This window comes from Sphingobacterium sp. G1-14 (assembly GCF_002196555.1).
GTDB classification, from domain to species: Bacteria; Bacteroidota; Bacteroidia; order Sphingobacteriales; family Sphingobacteriaceae; genus Sphingobacterium; species Sphingobacterium siyangense.
Map to the genome: position 1 here is coordinate 2,997,911 of NZ_CP021381.1, position 18,497 is coordinate 3,016,407.

26 protein-coding genes and 1 tRNA gene are annotated in these 18,497 nt (G+C 40.3%); 9 read left to right on the forward strand and 18 right to left on the reverse strand.

Going from position 1 to position 18,497, the window contains the following annotated elements; translation table 11 throughout:
- Positions 1 to 2: 2 nt before the first annotated feature.
- From CBM24_RS12520 to CBM24_RS12550, 7 genes are all read right to left on the reverse strand, one after another.
- Complete coding sequence (locus CBM24_RS12520; protein WP_088163543.1) at positions 3 to 1,544, reverse strand: M20/M25/M40 family metallo-hydrolase; 1,542 nt, start codon at positions 1,542 to 1,544, stop codon at positions 3 to 5.
- A gap of 118 nt (positions 1,545 to 1,662) precedes the next feature.
- Positions 1,663 to 2,763 (reverse strand): DNA alkylation repair protein, encoded by a 1,101-nt coding sequence (locus tag CBM24_RS12525; RefSeq protein WP_088161484.1) that lies wholly within the window; start codon positions 2,761 to 2,763, stop codon positions 1,663 to 1,665.
- An 84-nt stretch (positions 2,764 to 2,847) separates the two neighbouring features.
- The gene (locus CBM24_RS12530) at positions 2,848 to 3,258 is read right to left on the reverse strand and encodes a VOC family protein (protein ID WP_088161485.1); all 411 of its coding nucleotides are present in this window, start codon (positions 3,256 to 3,258) and stop codon (positions 2,848 to 2,850) included.
- A gap of 96 nt (positions 3,259 to 3,354) precedes the next feature.
- Positions 3,355 to 4,038 carry an ATP-dependent Clp protease proteolytic subunit gene (locus CBM24_RS12535; RefSeq protein ID WP_088161486.1) on the reverse strand — a complete coding sequence of 228 codons (684 nt, stop codon included), beginning with the start codon at positions 4,036 to 4,038 and terminating at the stop codon, positions 3,355 to 3,357.
- 12 nt (positions 4,039 to 4,050) lie between these two features.
- Positions 4,051 to 4,323: a hypothetical protein gene (locus tag CBM24_RS12540; protein ID WP_145329060.1), complete on the reverse strand. Its 273-nt coding sequence runs from the start codon at positions 4,321 to 4,323 to the stop codon at positions 4,051 to 4,053.
- A complete protein-coding gene (locus CBM24_RS12545; protein WP_088163544.1) occupies positions 4,304 to 4,837 on the reverse strand; it encodes an RNA polymerase sigma factor in 534 nt (177 codons plus the stop codon). Before CBM24_RS12545 ends, CBM24_RS12540 begins: the two co-directional genes overlap by 20 nt.
- 153 nt (positions 4,838 to 4,990) lie before the next feature.
- On the reverse strand, positions 4,991 to 5,947 hold the full coding sequence (locus CBM24_RS12550) for a helix-turn-helix domain-containing GNAT family N-acetyltransferase (protein WP_088161488.1): 957 nt from the start codon (positions 5,945 to 5,947) through the stop codon (positions 4,991 to 4,993).
- A 174-nt stretch (positions 5,948 to 6,121) separates the two neighbouring features.
- Here CBM24_RS12550 and CBM24_RS12555 point away from each other — a divergent pair, with 174 nt between their 5' ends.
- Together CBM24_RS12555 and CBM24_RS28080 are read left to right on the forward strand one after the other, a co-directional pair.
- Positions 6,122 to 6,799 (forward strand): class I SAM-dependent methyltransferase, encoded by a 678-nt coding sequence (locus tag CBM24_RS12555; RefSeq protein ID WP_198386110.1) that lies wholly within the window; start codon positions 6,122 to 6,124, stop codon positions 6,797 to 6,799.
- A gap of 40 nt (positions 6,800 to 6,839) precedes the next feature.
- On the forward strand, positions 6,840 to 7,001 hold the full coding sequence (locus tag CBM24_RS28080; RefSeq protein ID WP_312460305.1) for a transposase: 162 nt from the start codon (positions 6,840 to 6,842) through the stop codon (positions 6,999 to 7,001).
- A gap of 96 nt (positions 7,002 to 7,097) precedes the next feature.
- Here CBM24_RS28080 and CBM24_RS12565 read toward each other — a convergent pair.
- Positions 7,098 to 7,171: transfer RNA gene (locus tag CBM24_RS12565), tRNA-His, on the reverse strand.
- Positions 7,172 to 7,373: 202 nt separating this feature from the next.
- Here CBM24_RS12565 and CBM24_RS12570 point away from each other — a divergent pair.
- Positions 7,374 to 7,934: a DUF4230 domain-containing protein gene (locus CBM24_RS12570; protein WP_075992545.1), complete on the forward strand. Its 561-nt coding sequence runs from the start codon at positions 7,374 to 7,376 to the stop codon at positions 7,932 to 7,934.
- Between the two features lie 134 nt (positions 7,935 to 8,068).
- On the opposite strand, the gene CBM24_RS12575 is transcribed toward CBM24_RS12570, so the two are convergent.
- Entirely contained in the window at positions 8,069 to 8,284 is a 216-nt protein-coding gene (locus CBM24_RS12575; protein ID WP_088161489.1) for a hypothetical protein, read from the reverse strand.
- A 281-nt stretch (positions 8,285 to 8,565) separates the two neighbouring features.
- On the opposite strand from CBM24_RS12575, the gene CBM24_RS12580 reads away from it, so the two are divergent.
- Positions 8,566 to 8,769: a hypothetical protein gene (locus tag CBM24_RS12580; protein ID WP_157698447.1), complete on the forward strand. Its 204-nt coding sequence runs from the start codon at positions 8,566 to 8,568 to the stop codon at positions 8,767 to 8,769.
- A gap of 63 nt (positions 8,770 to 8,832) precedes the next feature.
- On the opposite strand, the gene CBM24_RS12585 is transcribed toward CBM24_RS12580, so the two are convergent.
- From CBM24_RS12585 to CBM24_RS12600, 4 genes are all read right to left on the reverse strand, one after another.
- Positions 8,833 to 9,084 (reverse strand): Rho termination factor N-terminal domain-containing protein, encoded by a 252-nt coding sequence (locus tag CBM24_RS12585; protein WP_088161491.1) that lies wholly within the window; start codon positions 9,082 to 9,084, stop codon positions 8,833 to 8,835.
- Positions 9,085 to 9,158: 74 nt separating this feature from the next.
- The gene (locus CBM24_RS12590; RefSeq protein ID WP_088161492.1) at positions 9,159 to 9,725 is read right to left on the reverse strand and encodes a type 1 glutamine amidotransferase domain-containing protein; all 567 of its coding nucleotides are present in this window, start codon (positions 9,723 to 9,725) and stop codon (positions 9,159 to 9,161) included.
- A 135-nt stretch (positions 9,726 to 9,860) separates the two neighbouring features.
- Complete coding sequence (locus CBM24_RS12595; RefSeq protein WP_088161493.1) at positions 9,861 to 10,595, reverse strand: metallophosphoesterase; 735 nt, start codon at positions 10,593 to 10,595, stop codon at positions 9,861 to 9,863.
- Position 10,596: 1 nt separating this feature from the next.
- Positions 10,597 to 11,340 carry a nucleotidyltransferase gene (locus tag CBM24_RS12600; RefSeq protein ID WP_088161494.1) on the reverse strand — a complete coding sequence of 248 codons (744 nt, stop codon included), beginning with the start codon at positions 11,338 to 11,340 and terminating at the stop codon, positions 10,597 to 10,599.
- 183 nt (positions 11,341 to 11,523) lie between these two features.
- On the opposite strand from CBM24_RS12600, the gene CBM24_RS12605 reads away from it, so the two are divergent.
- Positions 11,524 to 12,054 (forward strand): DUF421 domain-containing protein, encoded by a 531-nt coding sequence (locus CBM24_RS12605; RefSeq protein WP_088161495.1) that lies wholly within the window; start codon positions 11,524 to 11,526, stop codon positions 12,052 to 12,054.
- Between the two features lie 132 nt (positions 12,055 to 12,186).
- Positions 12,187 to 12,414: a hypothetical protein gene (locus tag CBM24_RS12610; protein ID WP_157698448.1), complete on the forward strand. Its 228-nt coding sequence runs from the start codon at positions 12,187 to 12,189 to the stop codon at positions 12,412 to 12,414.
- A 33-nt stretch (positions 12,415 to 12,447) separates the two neighbouring features.
- Here the strand turns inward: CBM24_RS12610 and CBM24_RS12615 are convergent, their stop codons facing one another.
- From CBM24_RS12615 to CBM24_RS12625, 3 genes are all read right to left on the reverse strand, one after another.
- The gene (locus tag CBM24_RS12615; RefSeq protein ID WP_075994784.1) at positions 12,448 to 12,948 is read right to left on the reverse strand and encodes a hypothetical protein; all 501 of its coding nucleotides are present in this window, start codon (positions 12,946 to 12,948) and stop codon (positions 12,448 to 12,450) included.
- 165 nt (positions 12,949 to 13,113) lie between these two features.
- Positions 13,114 to 13,635, reverse strand: coding sequence for a DUF4142 domain-containing protein (locus CBM24_RS12620; protein ID WP_088161497.1), 522 nt, complete (start codon positions 13,633 to 13,635; stop codon positions 13,114 to 13,116).
- A gap of 324 nt (positions 13,636 to 13,959) precedes the next feature.
- Complete coding sequence (locus tag CBM24_RS12625) at positions 13,960 to 14,211, reverse strand: hypothetical protein (RefSeq protein ID WP_157626078.1); 252 nt, start codon at positions 14,209 to 14,211, stop codon at positions 13,960 to 13,962.
- 261 nt (positions 14,212 to 14,472) lie between these two features.
- On the opposite strand from CBM24_RS12625, the gene CBM24_RS12630 reads away from it, so the two are divergent.
- The gene (locus tag CBM24_RS12630; protein WP_075992554.1) at positions 14,473 to 15,063 is read left to right on the forward strand and encodes a ferritin-like domain-containing protein; all 591 of its coding nucleotides are present in this window, start codon (positions 14,473 to 14,475) and stop codon (positions 15,061 to 15,063) included.
- 221 nt (positions 15,064 to 15,284) lie between these two features.
- Here the strand turns inward: CBM24_RS12630 and CBM24_RS12635 are convergent, their stop codons facing one another.
- Together CBM24_RS12635 and CBM24_RS12640 are read right to left on the reverse strand one after the other, a co-directional pair.
- Complete coding sequence (locus tag CBM24_RS12635; RefSeq protein ID WP_232475777.1) at positions 15,285 to 15,668, reverse strand: low affinity iron permease family protein; 384 nt, start codon at positions 15,666 to 15,668, stop codon at positions 15,285 to 15,287.
- A 236-nt stretch (positions 15,669 to 15,904) separates the two neighbouring features.
- A complete protein-coding gene (locus CBM24_RS12640; protein ID WP_088161498.1) occupies positions 15,905 to 16,786 on the reverse strand; it encodes an AraC family transcriptional regulator in 882 nt (293 codons plus the stop codon).
- 162 nt (positions 16,787 to 16,948) lie between these two features.
- Between CBM24_RS12640 and CBM24_RS12645 the strand changes: the two genes are divergently transcribed.
- Positions 16,949 to 17,377 (forward strand): L-rhamnose mutarotase, encoded by a 429-nt coding sequence (locus CBM24_RS12645; RefSeq protein ID WP_232475778.1) that lies wholly within the window; start codon positions 16,949 to 16,951, stop codon positions 17,375 to 17,377.
- A gap of 45 nt (positions 17,378 to 17,422) precedes the next feature.
- On the forward strand, positions 17,423 to 18,469 hold the full coding sequence (locus CBM24_RS12650) for an alpha-L-fucosidase (protein WP_088161499.1): 1,047 nt from the start codon (positions 17,423 to 17,425) through the stop codon (positions 18,467 to 18,469).
- Positions 18,470 to 18,497: the final 28 nt, after the last annotated feature.

Sequence of the window (18,497 nt, forward strand, 5' to 3'; positions counted from 1 at the left end):
AGTTAAATGGTTTCATCGTCGTAGTGACGCATAATGTAATAAAAATAGTCGATCATCTTCAGGTAGTTTTCAATGCTGATGTATTCATTGGTACTATGCATACTCTGCTGTTCAGCGTGATTAATTTTAATGGGCATAAAGCGATAAATATGATCACTGAGATTTTGGTATTTGATAGCGTCGGTTCCGCCAACAGTCAGGTAAGGCGTAACAATAAGATCAGGGTATAGCCTGCGGATAGAAGCTTCCATCATCGTATAGGCTTTAACGTCTGTTGGTGAAACTTTGGATGCTTCTCGGGCATTGTCGACCTGTTCGATTTCAACATCAAACCCGCGTGTAGCCTGCTCGACATGATCCCGAACTTCCTGTAGGGTGTTTTCAGGCAATAGCCTAAAATTGACGACAAATTCAACTTCAGGTGAAAGTACATTGGGGGCATCGCTGCCCTTCATCATTGTCAGTGCTGTAGTTGTTCGCACGAGGGCATTAGTCGAATGGTTTTTCGTTAGTTGAGCCAGAAGTAAAGGTTCCATAATCCAGCGATTAGCAATCGCAAAACGGGAAGCAAAAGGCATACTACCACCAACCTGTTGAAAGAAGTTTTGGATCATAGGGCTGATCTGTGCTTTCATCTGGTGATTTTCTAAGCGCTGCATAATAACTGCCGCTTTACCAATTGCACTCGTTGTTGGCGGCATCGAAGAGTGCCCACCAAGACCTTTGACCTTAATTTTCAGGGATAAAAATCCCTTCTCCGCGCAACCGATCAATGCTACATCGGAGCTGATTCCCTTGACCGAGCCCTTTTCCAGAATGAGTCCACCCTCGTCATAAACGGCTTCGAATTTAAGACCTTTTTCTTTGAAGTAGTCTGCTATTTTAGCTGCGCCGCGTACGCCACCAACTTCTTCATCAAAACCAAAAGCGAGGTAGATATCCCGCTTGGGCTGTACCTGTTCTCGAACCAACTGTTCCGTAGCTTCAAGTAAGGAGAAGAGCATGCCTTTCATATCTAAGCTTCCGCGGCCATAAATGCGGCCGTTGGCTACTGCCCCCGAAAAAGGTGCATAGTCCCATTCTTCGGCTATTTCACTAACCGGCGGTATTGCCTGGTCTCTAGGCTGAAATAGCGTTGAATCGTTATTTTTTATAGCAGCTGAACCGGGAGGAACAACATCCATATGCGAAAGAAAGAGTAGCGGAAGCAAGCTATTGTCGCTTCCCTTAAGTCGAATGACCAGCGCGTGGCCATTGACCGTATAGGTTTCCAGGGAGCGATAGATCAGTGGAAAATTGTGCCTGATGTAACTATTAAGTTCTTCAAAAGGAACATGGTTAAATAATGTCGAGTCGCCAAAAGAGATTGTGGCTATTTTGATGCCGCCGGCAAATCGGGCAACAATGCTATCATTGATCACTGGCTGCACAGGCGCTGCAGTATATTTTTTGACACGCGTAAACGGGTAAGTCAGCGTTCTAATTAAAAGCCCAATGATAAATAGGATAAGTAAGACAAAAAGGATTAAGAGAATTTTCTTCATAACAGACCTCATATTAACATAAGAACTTACCTTACATACGCTGGGAAAAACCTGTCCAGCGTATATCCTGTTGTTTCTAGTAGAACACGAAAGCCCTTCGTTTGTTTCTTATTTCCCGTTAAATGTGCAATAGCTCAAATTCCTGTTGGACTGTTTCTTGCCCATTGACAATAATTGAAATTTTATGTTTCCCTGCATAGAATTTCCGGGTAGTAATCAATTTGAAAGATTGCTTTCGCTCGATACGGTTTATTTCAGTTCCCTGATAGATTCGTTCACTAATTTTAAATACCTTTCGAGATAGCTGACCATTTGACTTTTGATAATATAACCCATACTCCAAACGTAGTGATCGGGGGGCGCTACTTCCATTCTCAATTTCAAAGGAAAAAATAAGGTGTTCACCTATTTTAACTGCCGGTGTATGGATACTGAGATTCCTAAGATGAAAATCGCTACTATCCAGTCCATAAAAGCTTAGAATTGCTGGATGTCCTTGTTTGAGTAAGGTACGGCAGCCATGTTTGATGATGGCATCTGTATTTTTACTGATTCCATTCCACTGCTGGGCAATGGTCAGAACGAGATGGGGATGATCTTTGGCAATATCGTTGAGATTGTTGGCCACACTTCTTCTTACGCTCTCGGATGGGTCATTATGGAGGTTTTGGAGGATAGGCAGGATAGGGGAAGGGTCGTTTTTCAACGCTGGAATTGCCATCGCCCAGGGGAGTCGGGGCCTAGATCCTTCACTTGCAAGGCGTCGAACTTGAGGATGTGGGCTTTTGGACCATCTTTCCATTTCCGCGATCATACGAGATCCATAGTTGATAATAAATGGACGGACGGCAAATTCGCAGGTTATGAATCTCGTGACGATTTCAAATGACTGCACAGCTGTTTCAAAATCTCCGATACCGTAAGTTTCGATATAGTCCGGAAAAATAACATATTCAAGGCCTCCCCGATGCTTCGTTTCTAAGAGATGTTCCACCACTTGTGTTAGTAAGGCCGCTGCTTCGGGAAAGGATGCCGGCATAAATTCATGTAAGGCCACTGTGCTGTGTTTTGTACGCTGTTTCCATTCCATTTCATGAAAACTGCCTGAAAAAACGCGTTTGATAAACTGTTCTCTGTTAAAACTGTTGTCAACGCGGTGGAACTGATCGGCAATAAACTGATAAAATTCCGGTGTATATATATCTTTAATTAGGGCCATGAGTTGAAGAAATAGCTGTTAAATATCGATTAAGGAAGACAAGATACTAATTTTTGGACATTAGTATCTTGTCATGTGAGCGGATTAGTTCGTGGCTTCTACGCCAAATTTTTTGATCGCCTCAGGGCTCAGCGGAGTGAAAAAGTTAAGCATGTTACCATCGGGATCACAAAAAAGCAATGAGCGATTACCCCAAGGCATTGTTGTCGGTTCCTGAATGATTTTTGAAGCACTATTTTTGATCCGAATATATTCATGATCTACATTTCCCACTAAAAATTCAATAATAATAGGGGCCATGTTACCAAAGATAATGGGGCTGTCGCTAAACATTTGCATCGTGCGAGTACTTCCTATAGCTAGGGTAATCGAACTGGTGGAAAGCTCGGCAAAATCTGGTGTAAACCATTGTGCGGTGAGCCCCAGGATTTCTTCATAGAATCTGACGGACTGCTGAATGTCATTTGCAATCAGTCGAATGGATGTTAGTTTCATGCTGATATAAATTTATTGATGACAAAGTTAAAAGGGCCATTGACAATAGTCTGTCAATAGCCCGATTGAAACTGTCCATAAATTTACTTATCCTTGCTAGATTAGTACGTCGTCAATAATTCCAAATTCTTTTGCTTCTGCAGCAACCATCCAGTGATCCCGGTCGCTGACATCATGTACGCGTTGATAGCTCTGTCCACTGTGTTTGGCAATAATATCATACAGCTCTTTCTTGATTTTCAGCACTTGATTGGCTGTAATTTCGATGTCCGAAGCCTGGCCTTGAACACCGCCAAGTGGCTGATGAAGCATCACCCGTGCGTGTTCCAGCGCGCTACGTTTGCCGGCAGCACCGCCGCAGAGTAATATCGCACCAAAGGAGAGTGCCATACCGGTGCAGATCGTTGCAACATCTGGGCTGATCAATTGCATTGTATCATAAATACCTAATCCGGCATACACTTCGCCTCCGGGAGAGTTGATATACAGTTGTATATCTTTTTTTGGGTCAACAGATTGAAGGAATAACAGTTGGGCTTGTACGATATTGGCGATGTTGGATTCTACAGGAGCACCCATAAAGATAATACGGTCAATCATCAATCTAGAAAATACGTCCATTTGTGATACGCGCAATTCGCGTTCTTCGGTGATATATGGCGTCATGGCCAGCGGAATGTGTGACTGCTCGATGCCTGAAATATAATGATCCACCAGATCTTTTTGGACATAACAATGCCCTACCGCAAATTTGCGGAATTCATTTTTGTCAATCATCATGATGTTAGGAATTTAGGATTTGCTAAATAGCTTTATTATTTTTTTTCTAAAAGAGACATGTTCAGGATGTGTAAATAATGCCTGCGTTATGGCTTCAATTTCCATTTTCACTTGTTTGCGCCCGAATTGCCGAATAGCTGCATAAGCTTTTTGTTGCGCAATAACCTTGTGTGCCAACTCTTCGTCCAACACCAATTTCGCTTCAAAAAGCAGTGCATCTTCCGGCTTCGCTATTCCAAAGATATACGCTTCTATCTGTTGGATTTCATTCCATGAAGTCATCATAAACCAGGGATTTTTGTTTAACGGATTCTCTAACTTTCTCCAGGCATTTAAATTTCTGTACAGTGGCGCTCCTTGCTCCCGAATAGCCATATTCATCTGCAATTTCCTGCAGTGACATTTGATCATAATAGAAGCTTTTCAAGAGTTCTAAACATTTACGCCCAGCAGTCTCCAAAAAACGAAACAGCCTTGTGCTAGAAGGAGACTCTTCGGTTATCAAAGCAATATCCACTTGATCTAGGGGAAGGTTTGGACTGGATTGACCATACCGTTTTAACCATAGATTTTTGGCTGTTCCAACCAAATAGCCAATATCGTTGTTTAGTGGTGCTGCTGTTAAAAGAATCTTTTCATAATACACCAGCAAAGCGTCCTGAAATACATCTTTGGCTTCATCCAAATTACCACCCATACGACTGATATACTTAGCCACGATGGGAAATGTACTTTTATACAAGTTCATAAAGAGCACCTGTCGGTCTATTGTTCGATTTGAATTGATAAATTGTTGCATAGCAATATCATTTATAGACATGTACCAATTTAGTGAAAAGTATCACCTTTTATTTGAAAAATTAGTTAAACAAAAATGCTTCCCTTTTTTGGGGAAGCATTCATTCGCTTATCAGAGTTAGCTTATTCCAGTTTATGTTTCTACTGCTCAAGGTTATTTTTTTAAATCCAGTTCCATCTGGATATTACATCGTTGATAAGGACTTGGATAGCCGCTAATCTTTTGGAACCCCAACTTGTAATAGAGATTGATTGCAGGTTTCAAAATGGTGTTGCTCTCGAGAAACAGTTTTGATGCCCCTAAGGTTTTTGCTTCTTCAATAATTGCTCTTCCCAAAAGATAGCCTATACTTTTGCCTTGCACTGTTGGAGATACCGCCATTTTTGCCAATTCATAGTCAAAATCGGGATGATTCATTTTAATAAGTGAGCATACACCTACAGGTTCATCGTTATAAAGAGCAACCATAATTTTACCCCCTTTTGCCAAAATATATTCCTCGGGATTGTCAAGTGCTTTATGGTCAGTTTCTTCCATTTCAAAATAGGTGGAAATCCATTCCTCATTTAAAGACTTAAATGCCAGGCGGTATGTTGGATCATATGGAACAATGTTGACATCCTTACTTTCACGCATTTTCTTTTGTTCCTGAACGCGTTTCAGCAAGGATTTTTGTTCAAGTAGAAATTCCCATTCAGCTAAAGCTTCCCATAGATTGTGCGTGGCTTCCTGGATAATCCCATCTATGGCGCGATCGATATCGATGCATTGAATTTTCATTCTTTCCCAAAGCATTTTTCCTTTATCGGTCAATCCAACCATATTTCGCCGTTTATCCACAGAGCGAAGGTTATCCTCTAAAAGACCCACATTGATCATTTCTTTAACGATTTTAGTGACTGATGGCTGGGAGTGGCCAATCTCTGTTGCTATATCGGTAATTGTTTTTGAATCACCCTCAGACAAGATAAAGAAAACGGGAAACCACTTGGGCGCAAAATCAATCTGATAAAGCTCATGTAATCGGGCGGCCTCTTCTGTGATATTTGAAGCCATATAGCGCAATCTGCTGCCTAATGCTATTTTTCCTGTTTTTTCAAATAGTTCCATTGTATTATAAGTAATTATATAACCAGTTATGTAAATGTAGGAAAATAATTTAAATGTTGTAAAATTTAAATTTTAAAATTCTGCGGAAACAAAAATATATCGTTGTTTTTTTCGTTATATTTCAATAAATTCAAAGCATAAAAAACCAGAACCCCTTAAAATAGACCGAAGGACATGAACGAGTTAGAAACTTATTTCCGAAATAATGATGCGAAGCTAATCAATAAATGGATGCATTATTTCGATGTATACGACAGACATTTTAGTCGTTTCAAAGGCAAAGAGATCGTGGTGTTGGAAGTTGGGGTTTTTCAGGGCGGAAGTCTTCAGATGTGGAAGAACTATTTTGGTGATCGTGCGAAAATTTACGGTATCGACATCAATCCGCACTGTAAGGAACTCGAAGAAGAGAATGTAGAGATATTTATTGGTTCACAGTCGGACCGGAAGTTCCTGCGCCAGGTAAAAGAATCCATTCCGCCGATCGATATATTGATCGATGATGGTGGCCATACGATGATACAACAAATTGTGACGTTTGAGGAGCTTTTTGATCATGTGAAAGATAATGGTGTTTACCTTTGTGAAGATTTACATACATCTTATCAGGTATTTTATGGTGGTGGCCATAAAAGGAACGGTACTTTTATTGAATACAGTAAAAATTTTATTGATTACATCAATGCTTACCATTCCGAGCAACGTGGATTGAAGGTCAATGGATTTACGCGTTCGGTATTTCCCAAGCTAAAGCTCGTTTATGACCTTGGAATTGCCCTTGGTGACATATTCAATAAATGCCAGGACAAAAAGATAGCATTGACCAAACTAGGACTGGCACAATCAGGTTGAAAATGCGGGCATCGCTTCATTTGAGAGCGTAGCAAGATCCATTGCAGCGCATCATCAATATATTCTACACTACTTCGACAATAGAAGCACCAATGCTTCAGCAGAATCTTTCAATGCAAAGCTCAAAGCGTTCAGGAGTCTCTTTCGCGGCGTAAGGGACACCACATTTTTCCTATATAGAGTAATGAAATTGTATGCTTAAAAACTTCCCTTCCCCCCAAACTTTCGGTATGATCCATAGATCTTAACAAGGACTTACAAGAAAACAAAAAAGGCAGATCATTTGATCTGCCTTTTGGGTAAGTAATCGGGCTCGAACCGACGACCCCTAGAACCACAATCTAGTGCTCTAACCAACTGAGCTATACCTACCGTGATTTTGATGTCACAAAAGTAGTATTATAGCTTATATGTTCCAAATGTTTTTTAAACTTTTTGACTAAACAATTGTCTATCAAAAGGTATAATTTTCAAGCATGCCCGTTTAGCGACCTTGGAGAATAATATCTAGGTAATATTTTCAGGTTAAATGCCTAAAAAAGCAGCTTGGTCTTTAATTTGTATACTATAGTTTATGGGAAAATTTTTAAAATTTTTAATTATCGTAGCCATTTTGGCAGTGGGCGCTTGGTTCGTGTATAAAAAATATAACAGCGGACCGGCAGTGGAAAGCAAACATCAGTTGTTGGTGGATCGCATTGAAGCAATGGGAAAACTGGAATTAGTCAAATACCGCTACAGCGATGTTGTGGAGCATAAAAACGTGAATACGTTTTTGCCGGATGCAAGTGTATTGTTAATCGTCAAAGCAGATGCTGTAGGCTGTGTGAACCTTACAAAACTTAATCCGGAAGATATCAAGGTTGTAGGGGATTCGGTTTCCATCAAATTGCCGGCTCCAGAAATCTGCTACATTAAGATCGATCATGAAGCATCCAAAGTCTATGATACCAAAATGGCTTTCTTGCGCGAAGCAGAGCTTGTGGATGAAGCTTACAAAGCTGCGGAAAAAGCTGTTGCTGATGATGTTAAGAAATCAGATATTCTGCAGCAAACCAAGGCCAATGCAACCACCGTGTTTAAACCGCTCTTACAGGGATTGGGGTTTTCGAAAATCAATCTGACTTTCGAATAAATTCAAAAAAAAGCTAGGCAATGTTAACATTGTCTAGCTCTCTACAATAAATCTAATCTCCAGCCATCTCACGACGGGAGGATTTCATAATTATGCTATTATCACGCAAGAACAATAGCCAATTTATATTTGTTTTACTTTTTTGTTGATGTATCGGGCTGGGGTGTTGGCGGGATTTCTCCACGGGATTCTGCAGATGTGGTATCGCGATATTGTATCGTCGTGGTATCGTTGGGAACGGAGTCCCGCATCAGTTCCTTTGATTTTTGATCATCAGTTTTAACGCCATTACATCCATAGGCTGCTAAACATATTAGACCGACGGCAATTAATTTTGTTGGGTTTTTCATATTATTTATTGTTTAATGATGGCATGCCACTGCATACTCTCTTCCGAAGAACAAAGGTCACATCAAAATCGTTTCGGATTTTCAAATTAGCTATTATGATAGAAAAAGAAAATCTATCTTATATTCTTAGTTTTTAGATAAATTAAATTGTAAAAAACATTTTACAATTGAGTGCTGTTCCTATGATCGAGAAAACCAATACAAAAAACACCGTGGGCCTTGTCCGATTTGGTTTTCACCATATGCTTATACATTGATTAAACAACAAAAAATAGATGAATATGGCTACAAAAAATGAAAACCGCGTTGTCGGGACCGAAATGGAAAAAGAGAAAAAGGTCAAGCTAGGAGTGAACGGGGAGACACTTCGGGATGTAGACGATAAGGATCAAGGAGATGCCGAGGCTGGTGTAGACCCGCAGGTGGATCAGCTCAATGACATGCCTAATGACCCTGCTGATAGGCCCAAGGAAAAGAAGAAATAAAAAAGACCCGCATTTGCTGCGGGTCTTTTTTATAGTGGCCGAACCAATCCATTAAAAACGGGTCTATTTTTTGCCCTGTTTGTCGATGGCTTTAATAAGTTCATCTTTTGTCATATCATGACGTCCTGTGATATCCATTTTCTTTGCCATTTCCAAGAGCTCAGCTTTGGTTTTTTCGGAAGTTCCATTTTGTGAACTCTTAGACGCAGAAGCGCTTTTAGCAGTTGCTGGAGCTGATTTTTTTTCTTTGTTGGCGCTGTTGCCCTGCGATTGTCCTTTGGCAGTCGTTTGGCTTGAACTTTTCGTTGTATTCATAATGTTCTGTTTTATTTGTTACTTATATGCTGAACATGTTACAGGCACAAAAGGTTGGTTGTTTTAATACGTTATTAGACGGTACTATTACGCTTTGTTATTTTTTCCATACCAAATGCTTTGATAATGGCTTTATTGAAAGCGGGTAAATCGTCGGGTGTGCGGCTCGTAATAAGTTTATCGTCAACGACGACTTCGCTGTCTTCCCATAATGCGCCTGCATTAATCAGATCCATTTGAATGGCTTCCACAGAAGTTATTTTTCTATCACGTACCAAATCCGCATTAATAAGTAATTGTGGACCGTGGCAAATTGCCGCGATCGGTTTATCACGTTCCCAAAAAGCATTGATCAAAGCAATAGCCGTTTTATTGGTTCTCAATTTATCGGGGCTTATGACTCCGCCGGGCAGCAGCAATCCATCGTACTTATCCTCTTCTGCCTCCTGAAGAGCGACATCGACAGGATAATCATTTGACCACTCATCACCATTTTTTGCGCGAACTTTTCCTTTAGCCGGTGATATAATGTCTGTTTTGGCGCCTGCATTTTCCAGCGCTTCTTTGGGACTGGTCAATTCGATTTCTTCAAATCCATCTGCTACCAATATGGCAATCCGCTTATTTTTTAAATTTTCCATAGCTAAAGTTTGTTTGTATTATATGTTTTTTGTTCTTAAAGAGAACGGATCTAAACCTACGAAGGTTTGATATAAATTACTTTCGAGATGGGTTTTGACAATTACCATAATGAGAAGTTAAAGTTGATTTTGAATTTAGATATCGATAAGTGCAAAGCATGTATCGTCGCCATGATGAGCTTTCAGTACAGGTACTGCCACATTATAAATCGGTATTCCGGCGGGGGATAGGGCTTTGAATTTCCCCGCATGCGCATGCCCATGAAAGGCAGCAGTAACTTTACGCCGCTGGAGCGGCTCCATTAAATGTGTTGAGCCTAAGAATGGATAAATCTGTTCGGGTTCACCCAATACTGTTTCCGCTATAGGTGCATAATGGAGTAAAGCGACTTTTTTTATAGCTGCATGCTCTTGCTCTAACCTTGCCAAGGCACGGTCCAGTAGCAATGATTCGTTTACAGCTTCCTGCACAAAACTTTTCATGGCATCTTCGCCGAACATCGACAACATATAACGGTCAAACCCACCACCAAATCCTTTTACGCCGGCAAAACCAATATTTTCGATTACGATTGCTTCGCCGTCCAAAACCGTAATTTTACTGTCGGTCAAAATTTGTCGAATCTGTTTCTGCCGGCCTTTTTCATAATCGTGATTTCCTAATACGGCGAGGACCGGAACTTTGATGGATTGAAGTTCGGCAACGAGTAATTCAGCTTCTTCTTCATCCCCCGTGTCGGTTAAATCACCACATAATAGCAGGACTTTTGCTTTTTCTGAAATTTCTTCAAATTTTGTTTTCCATTTTCCATGCTGGTTTGCATTCATATGTATATCGCCCAAAGCGGCTATTGTTGTCTTTTTATTCATCTCAAACAGTTTTTATGGTATATGATTTATAATCCCATTCTTTAATATCGATCTCATATTGTGTCTGGTCGATGAGCGGTCCAAGGCAAACTTTCTCTAAGCAAGGAGGCAGTTCATACTGGTCTGCTGCGCGCTTAATAAGCTGATTAAATAATTCCTTTGGTAGAATATCGCGATAGTCATGCGGATAGGTAAACTGAAAGATGAGCATTTGGGCCAACAAGAGGTGCCAATGTTGATCCATCCGGGATAATAAACGATCCCAGTCCAGTTTCTTCCCATATTTTAGCCAAATATGGTTTATATCGGCGCTATCGTGCCGCTCTCGGTTTTGCACATACAGTTTACACCAAACGAGTTCTTCTGCGGGTATATAACGTACGGTTTTATCAAACAACACTCCCTCAGGCCCCCTGTCAAACCAATCTTGTTCCACAGTACAATTGTGATTGACACTATCAAAAATAATGTCAATAAAATAGGGGGGCTTATAAATCTTGGCCAGCCATCTTACATCCGTCAATTCCGTTTTATAACCACTGGCGGCAAAATGCTTGAGAATTTTTGGGTATTCGCTGCTTTTGCAAAAAATATCCATGTCTTTCGTAGGCCGTATGATCCCTGTGTAGTGAAACATAGCCAAACCGCCACCTACCATAAATTGACATCCGTTCTCTTGTAGCAGTCTCAATGTATCTTGAAAGAAAGCCAAGCAATCCTCAGGTGGATTATCTAAATGAATCATATTGTCTACTTTTTCTTAAAGACAGTCAAATAAATGCAGTAGTTTGTTGATAGTCAATGAAAACGTATTATCCACCAGATTAATAGTAAAAGTACTCTATTTAAAAATTTTTGGAACTCGGAGGGCTCTTATCGATGTTCTGAAATAAAATGGTCTGAAATAAAATAGAGGGCTCATTGCCTGATGAAGTATGGATGGACATATCACAACGATCTAAACAGCATAGATATGGACAGTTTTTTTGGCTCTGGTGAGGATCTCACGATGTTACAGATGGGATCGCGCGCGTTTATTATGTTTATTATAGCGCTTTTTCTGGTTCGACTAGGAGGAATTCGAATTCTCGGCCGAAAGTCGGGTGTGGATTTCGTAATCATTATTATGCTAGGTGCAGTGTTGGCTAGAGGGATAGTTGGCGCCTCGCCGTTCCTGTCAACGGTGTTCGCTGGCTTTGTCATGATTATTTTCAATAAAATCCTGGCCCAGGTTTCGGCCCGGCTTCCCTATTTGGGTAATATGGTAAAAGGTAAGCCGGCTGTTTTATACAAGAACGGTAAAATCCAATGGGATCAGATGGATCGACTGGGTGTAAGTCGCACAGATCTACTGACGAGCTTGCGGCTAGAAACAAACAGTAAGCACCTTGATGAAGTAGATATGGCTTTGATGGAGCCGAATGGCCGAATAAGCTTTACACTCAAGGAAAGAAAATAAATATTTAACAGATAACTCTTCCTGTGTAAAAACATATTGTGACGTCGAAAGGGATCACTTGAATCAAAGCCTATTGACACTTCACATAGCTAACCTGGGAAGGGGTAAAAAACATAAATAAAAGATAAGATTATGATAAAATATTTTTATTTGGTCATCGCATTTGCGGCAATAGCAATGTCTTGCGATAATAGGGCTAATAATAGCGAGGAAACTTTGATAGACACCGCAGTCAACCAAAATGGTCTACCGTTAGACAATATTCACCGAAGCCGCGGAAAAGATACGACAAAAAATGACGGGAGCGCAAAAGAAGGGGTGCCATTGGACAATCTGGATCGCGGTAAAAATACGGATTGACCCAGTTGTATCTTTGCGAACGATGGTGCAAAATTATTTACTTACAGAGCGATAATAGATCCAACCTGGTAACTGCTCCAATGGGTTTGGTATTTTCAGATCTATAAGAGTATTCAACCCTAGTTCTTGGGACAATTTTCCAAATGCATCTATGTCGTGAACGGGATAGAATATCGCGTGTTCATTGGGCATATCGACATTCCCTTGTAACCAGCGGTAGCCCTCGGCATGTAGATTGTCAATAAAGGTATCGGTAATAACCTCTAGGTAACGCATCATTTTGTTGATCCACATAAGTTCATCCTTCGCTCGCGTCGGATAGTGTTCATGTGTGAAATCGAGGATCAGTTGTTCGCCCTCCATGTCCCAGCCATCGCGAATCATTGCAAGCCCCATAGCCCTCACTTCTTCCTGATAAAAATCCTGCCCATAGCTCATTTTAATTTCGCCCGCAATAGGGCTGTCTTCTATTTTAGCACGTAGCGCCATTTGTCTATTAAGAAGTTCATGTATGTAGTCGAATGTCTGTTCCATGGTATGATAAGAATTAACGAAGGACATCGCCTTTATGGCTTTGTCCTTCGGAGTGAATAAATGAAATAAATATGCTTATTATTTTAATGTCGGTTTGAGCACTTTGTTCTTAACAGCTGGCGATGGCGCATTTGGTGTAATGTGCATATCACTTATCGAAGGATCTTAAGGCTGCATATTTTTAATTTGATCAAGATGTTTTTCAAATGCGGGAATTTTATCAGTAGCGAATTTCTTAAGGTCAGCATCTGTAATTGCTGTGCCTGTGCTCGCATCTTTGAAAAGTGAAATGGCATCCTGATGGCTCTTAACCATCAGATCGGTATAGATGCGGTCAAAACTTGCTGTGTCCGCATGATTGAGTTGGTCGATCATGGATTTATAATTCTGATCGTCACTCGTACTCAGCTGCCAATTTTTATTCTTTACAATGGTCGACAGTTCATTTCCTGCAGCAGTATGGTCGTCTGTAATCATCTGTGCATATTGTTTTATATTAGGGTTTTGTGATTTTGAGAGAGCAATGCTTGCTGTCTGCAGTTCGAAATTGTTGCTGGCCGTGGCTTTGCTGGCAAAGTCCAAGTCTCCAGGCTGTGGCTGAGCGGGTTTGCTGTCTTGCGCCTGAACAGTTAAAATGCAAGCAAAAATCACTAGCAGCGTTCCCAAAGTTTTTAAAAAGGTTTTCATAATGCTATTGTTTAATTGTTAACGATGTATGCTATTTCGGTTGTCATTTCCTTGTTTGTCCATAACTAATGATAGTAGAAGATGCTAAAATGGATAAGACGATACCGATGATATAAACATAGACTCCTTTATGTGTGTGTTTTAAATAGTGAACAGTGGTCGAGAAGCTAGGGTTTGGAACTGTTATATTTTACGTATTTAAATCGAAAACGGTGTTGTTTACGTAAATGCATCGTACAAATTCGTATTATACCATGATTAAAGCTTTTATGTCAATTTCGGAACATCAAAAATAAATTACTCAGCTAAACTAAAAACAGGCAGCTATGAAACAGTTGTTTTTTGGCTGGGTATCTCCGGTTCTTCCTCGGCAATGCCTAGGTCTATTTCTTCATCCGTTTTAGAATCTTCCTGATCAATTTCCGGTTGTTGATACGGTGTGTTTTCCGGTAGATCTTCTTCATGCTCGTCCGGAATATCGTTCGGAAGATTTTCGGGACCTGATTGTGATACGATCGTTGAACCGAGAATGGCCATACCTCGATGGGCATCCTGAGTTGTGCAATTTTTATTCATACTACATTTAATTTATAATCATTTGTTGGTGAACCACCGCTGTTGCTTGATCGTTAACTGTGTTAGTAAGCAATTTAGCATGATTTGTACGTTAATTGTAGCGTGGTTCTTCTTTTGGGGCCTTGTGTCGGAAAAACGTGTTTTTACTGGAGATATGTGGTAAATGCTTGATTTGGAAGTATCAGCGTGATTTGCTGAACGAAAAAAGTTTGAGATCTGTTTATTTGACGAACAGCTCTTCGGAGCATAAAACTTATTATTATGGCAACAACATCAGCAGACAAAAGCAAAACAAGCACAAAATCAGGTAGCACATCAACTTCAGCATCTGCTTCGGAAGGAAGAAAGCTACGTGCCGAGGCAGGTGCAGCAAAAGATTTAGCGGAATTATTTGAAGATGGTCTAAAAGATATTTACTGGGCTGAGAAAGCGCTGACAAAGGCACTTCCTAAGATGGAAAAAAATGCAAGTTCAAAACAATTGAAATCTGCTATTTCTAAACATTTGGCGGAAACAGAAACGCATGTGGGGCGCCTCGAACAATGTTTTGAGTTTATAGGAGTGAAAGCAAAAGCTGAAAAATGCGAAGCGATGGCGGGCTTGGTTGAAGAAGCAGAAAGCCTTATGAAAGAAACAGAAGTCGGGTCTGTTCGGGATGCCGCTATTATTGCTGCGGCTCAAAAGGTGGAACATTATGAAATTGCTACTTATGGCACACTGGCGGCTTTTGCAAAAGTGCTGGAACATAAGGATGCTTTGAAATTGCTACTTGAAACACTGGATGAGGAAAAGAAATGTGACGAAGATCTAAGTGCGCTGGCCGATACAAATCTTAATTCGAAAGCTAAATAGGTAGCTGTCTATAACACGATTGTGAAAACCGAAGAAAATGATCAGTAAGTGTGTTGCTAAAAGCACCTATGTAAAGAAAGTATAAAAGGCTCAATCCAATTTTGCTGGGACTTTTCCAAAAAATGAGCTATGAAATACTCTAATATGGGAAGCACGGCTTTACAATTTATAATAATCCCCATTACGGGGATTTATTTTTTTATCATTAATAATTTGAAATGCTAATCCGTCTTGTCTGTTCTGTTACCGTCTGTGGCGGCGTGTCTTTCTTTTCGAGCCTTCATTTTAAAAGCGTGATTTTCCTTTGCGGCATCAATTGAATGTGTGCAGGTAAGGTCACCTTCCTGAAGCGCCAATTTAGCGACGTGGGCATAAAATTTTGCAAGCTGATCAAGTTCTTCTTCACTGAGATCTTCCAAATTAACCATTCTATTGCTAGTGCCCTCGTGAGAGGCAATCAATTCATTGAGCTTGAGGTGGATTGCCTTTGAATCCTTATTCTGCGATTTTTGAATAAGAAATACCATTAGAAAAGTAACAATGGTCGTACCTGTATTGATGACCAGTTGCCAGGTTTCAGCGTAGTTAAATATGGGACCACTCACTGCCCGATAACTGTAGATGTTGCAATAATAAATGCCGCTGAACTACCAGTTGCGTGTGTCGCCCAGTTTGAGAACCGTTCAAATAAGTTTTTTCTCTTTTTCATTGCTAAACTTTAAGTTTCTATAGAGACCCCACTGAAACTGAATTTGTTTGCATTTATTAGCTTTATCTTAAAAGATCCGTTCTTCAAAGGTTTTTCTGCTCCATAGCTAAGAATAGCCTACCTGCTTTGTTGCTACTGCCGTATTTGAGCTTTGTACTGACTAGGTGTGACTCCTTTAATTGACTTGAAAATTTTATTAAAGTTTGAAAGGCTATTGAAACCACAGGCATAAGCAATGTGCGTGATTTGATGTTTATTTTCAACGATCAATCTACAGGATTCACTAATGCGCACCTCATTGACAAACTGGACGAAGGTTTTCTGCGTACGGGATTTGAAGTAACGGCAAAAGGAATGTTTCGACATATTAGATAGCTGCGCAACTTGATCCAATTGAATTTCTCTAGTATAGTTGTTAAATACGAATTTAAAGATGCTGTCAATTTTACTATTGTCAATAGGACTATAGTTGTGGGTGTATCCCGCGCTGGAGAGGTAATCAAATTCATCTGTGGATAACATCAATTCGATAATCTCCAATAACAAAATGGTTTTCTCAAAGCCATAATCCAGCTGTACGATCTTTTTTAGCTTTACCTTCAGTTGTTCCTTTGTTGCGCCACGGAATAGGAGACCACGTTTTGAGGCCGAAAAGAATGCTTCGATTTTATGTGTCTGAAAGAAATGCCCTAAAACTTTAATCATTAATTTAGGTTCTATATACAAGGCCAAAGAGCGGGATGTCTTTGTCTCCGCAATAGCAGAGCCCGGGCAATTTATATAGTTATTGTGCCAAACATGTGGCAGATCGGGCCCTACAAAAGTGAGTTCATCAGAAACAAAGTTACTCACATTATCTCCAATGATCCGTTTTCCCTCACTTTCCACAATATAGGTCATCTGACAGGCGCTATGAAAGTGAAATTCGGTGGAGAAGAATGGTCGCTGCACATCTTTGGTCGCAAAAGCCGTAATAGCTGCACCTTCCAGAATTTTTGCAAAAACAGGTTTCATGCGTTTGGTTATTTTAATTAAGAGCAAGTAATATAGCTTATTTTGCCCTAAAAAGAGGCAAGCAGAGGTAAAAATGTTAATATAGTGGGAGAATTAAGCAATCTAGCAGTAGTCACAGAACTGTTAAGCGCGTAATTTCGTATAAAATAACGCGTAGAGCTTATGAATCCTAAATTATATCCTTATAGCATGATGATCGTCTTTGTCGTACTCTGTGCGACAGCCTTTCGGTCTACAGAAAGAAGCCGCCCTATGGCTCGCTATGCATCTATAACAGGATTAAAAGCAGAGAAAGTAGCTTATTATAAGAAGCTTCATGCTAAGGTTTGGCCCACGGTACTTCGAAAGATCAAGGCATGTCATATCCGCAATTATTCTATTTTTTTGAAGGAAATAGACGGTAAATTTTTTCTTTTTAGCTATTTCGAATATGTAGGACAAAATTTCAAGCTTGATATGCAGAAGATGGCGTCCGATCCAGAGACACAGCGTTGGTGGAAAGAAACAGATCCTTGTCAGCAACCCCTGTCCGATGCACAGGAGAAAGGGGAGATATGGTCTGGTATGGCGGAAGTATTCCATACGGAATAAAGAAAGAAAAAGAATGAATGCTGTAATAACCAACATTATATAACCATGAGAAAGAAATTATTATTTAGTTTGACACTTGCTGTATTGGGAACAAATCTCTGTGCGCAGACAAAGACTATTGTACCTGTTCCATCGATACACCCCAATGCTTATCAGCGGGAGCAAATTGACCGAAAATATGGTATGTTCGTTCATTTTGGCATGAATACATTTCATGACCAGGAGTGGACAGACGGATCTAAACCTGCTAGCTCGTATGCGCCATCGGCTATTGAGGTTAAACAGTGGGTTTCAACGGCAAAGGAAGCTGGGATGAAGTACATGATTTTGGTTACGAAACATCATGAAGGTTTTTGTTTATGGGATAGTAAGTATACGGACTACGATGTGGCGAGTTCTTCAAACGCGACAAATGTTGTGCAGGAGCTGGCTAAAGAATGCGCCAAACAGGGGATGCGCCTTGGTTTGTATTATTCTTTATGGGACCGAAAGCAGAACCCCAATGTAAAAGACATGTCTGCAGATGCAGCATATAATCAATATATGTTGAACCAGCTTAGTGAGTTGGTTGATATGACCAAAAAGTATACAGATATCGTTGAGCTTTGGCTGGACGGTGGCTGGGAAAAAGAGAGCTATCGATGGCCCACGCAGGCGATTTACAATTTGATCAAGAAAAAGATGCCCGGATGTCAAATTGGTATAAACTGGAGTATAGGATCACCTGAGAACACAGACAAACACATTGTTTTGCCGAAAGATCAGCAGAATTATTATCCTATACGTTACTTTCCAAGTGACTTTAGGCTAGGCGATCCCTATCTTCCGATCAATCCTGATCCTAAGCTTTTTATGGCCAACGGGAATACTTACTACATGCCTTTTGAGACAACAGTGGTACTTGGAGAACGCTGGTTTTATAATACTACAGACAAGAAGTATAAGTCTTTGGAAGAGCTTGCGGGGATTTATCAGACCGCAACCGCACAAGACAATATCCTGATCTTAAACGTTGGTCCCAATCGGATGGGACGCATAAAGGATTCGGATGTTGACATTTTGCGCAAATTAAAGGATAAGTTAAAGTTGTAATTCAAAATAGATTAACCTAAACACTAAA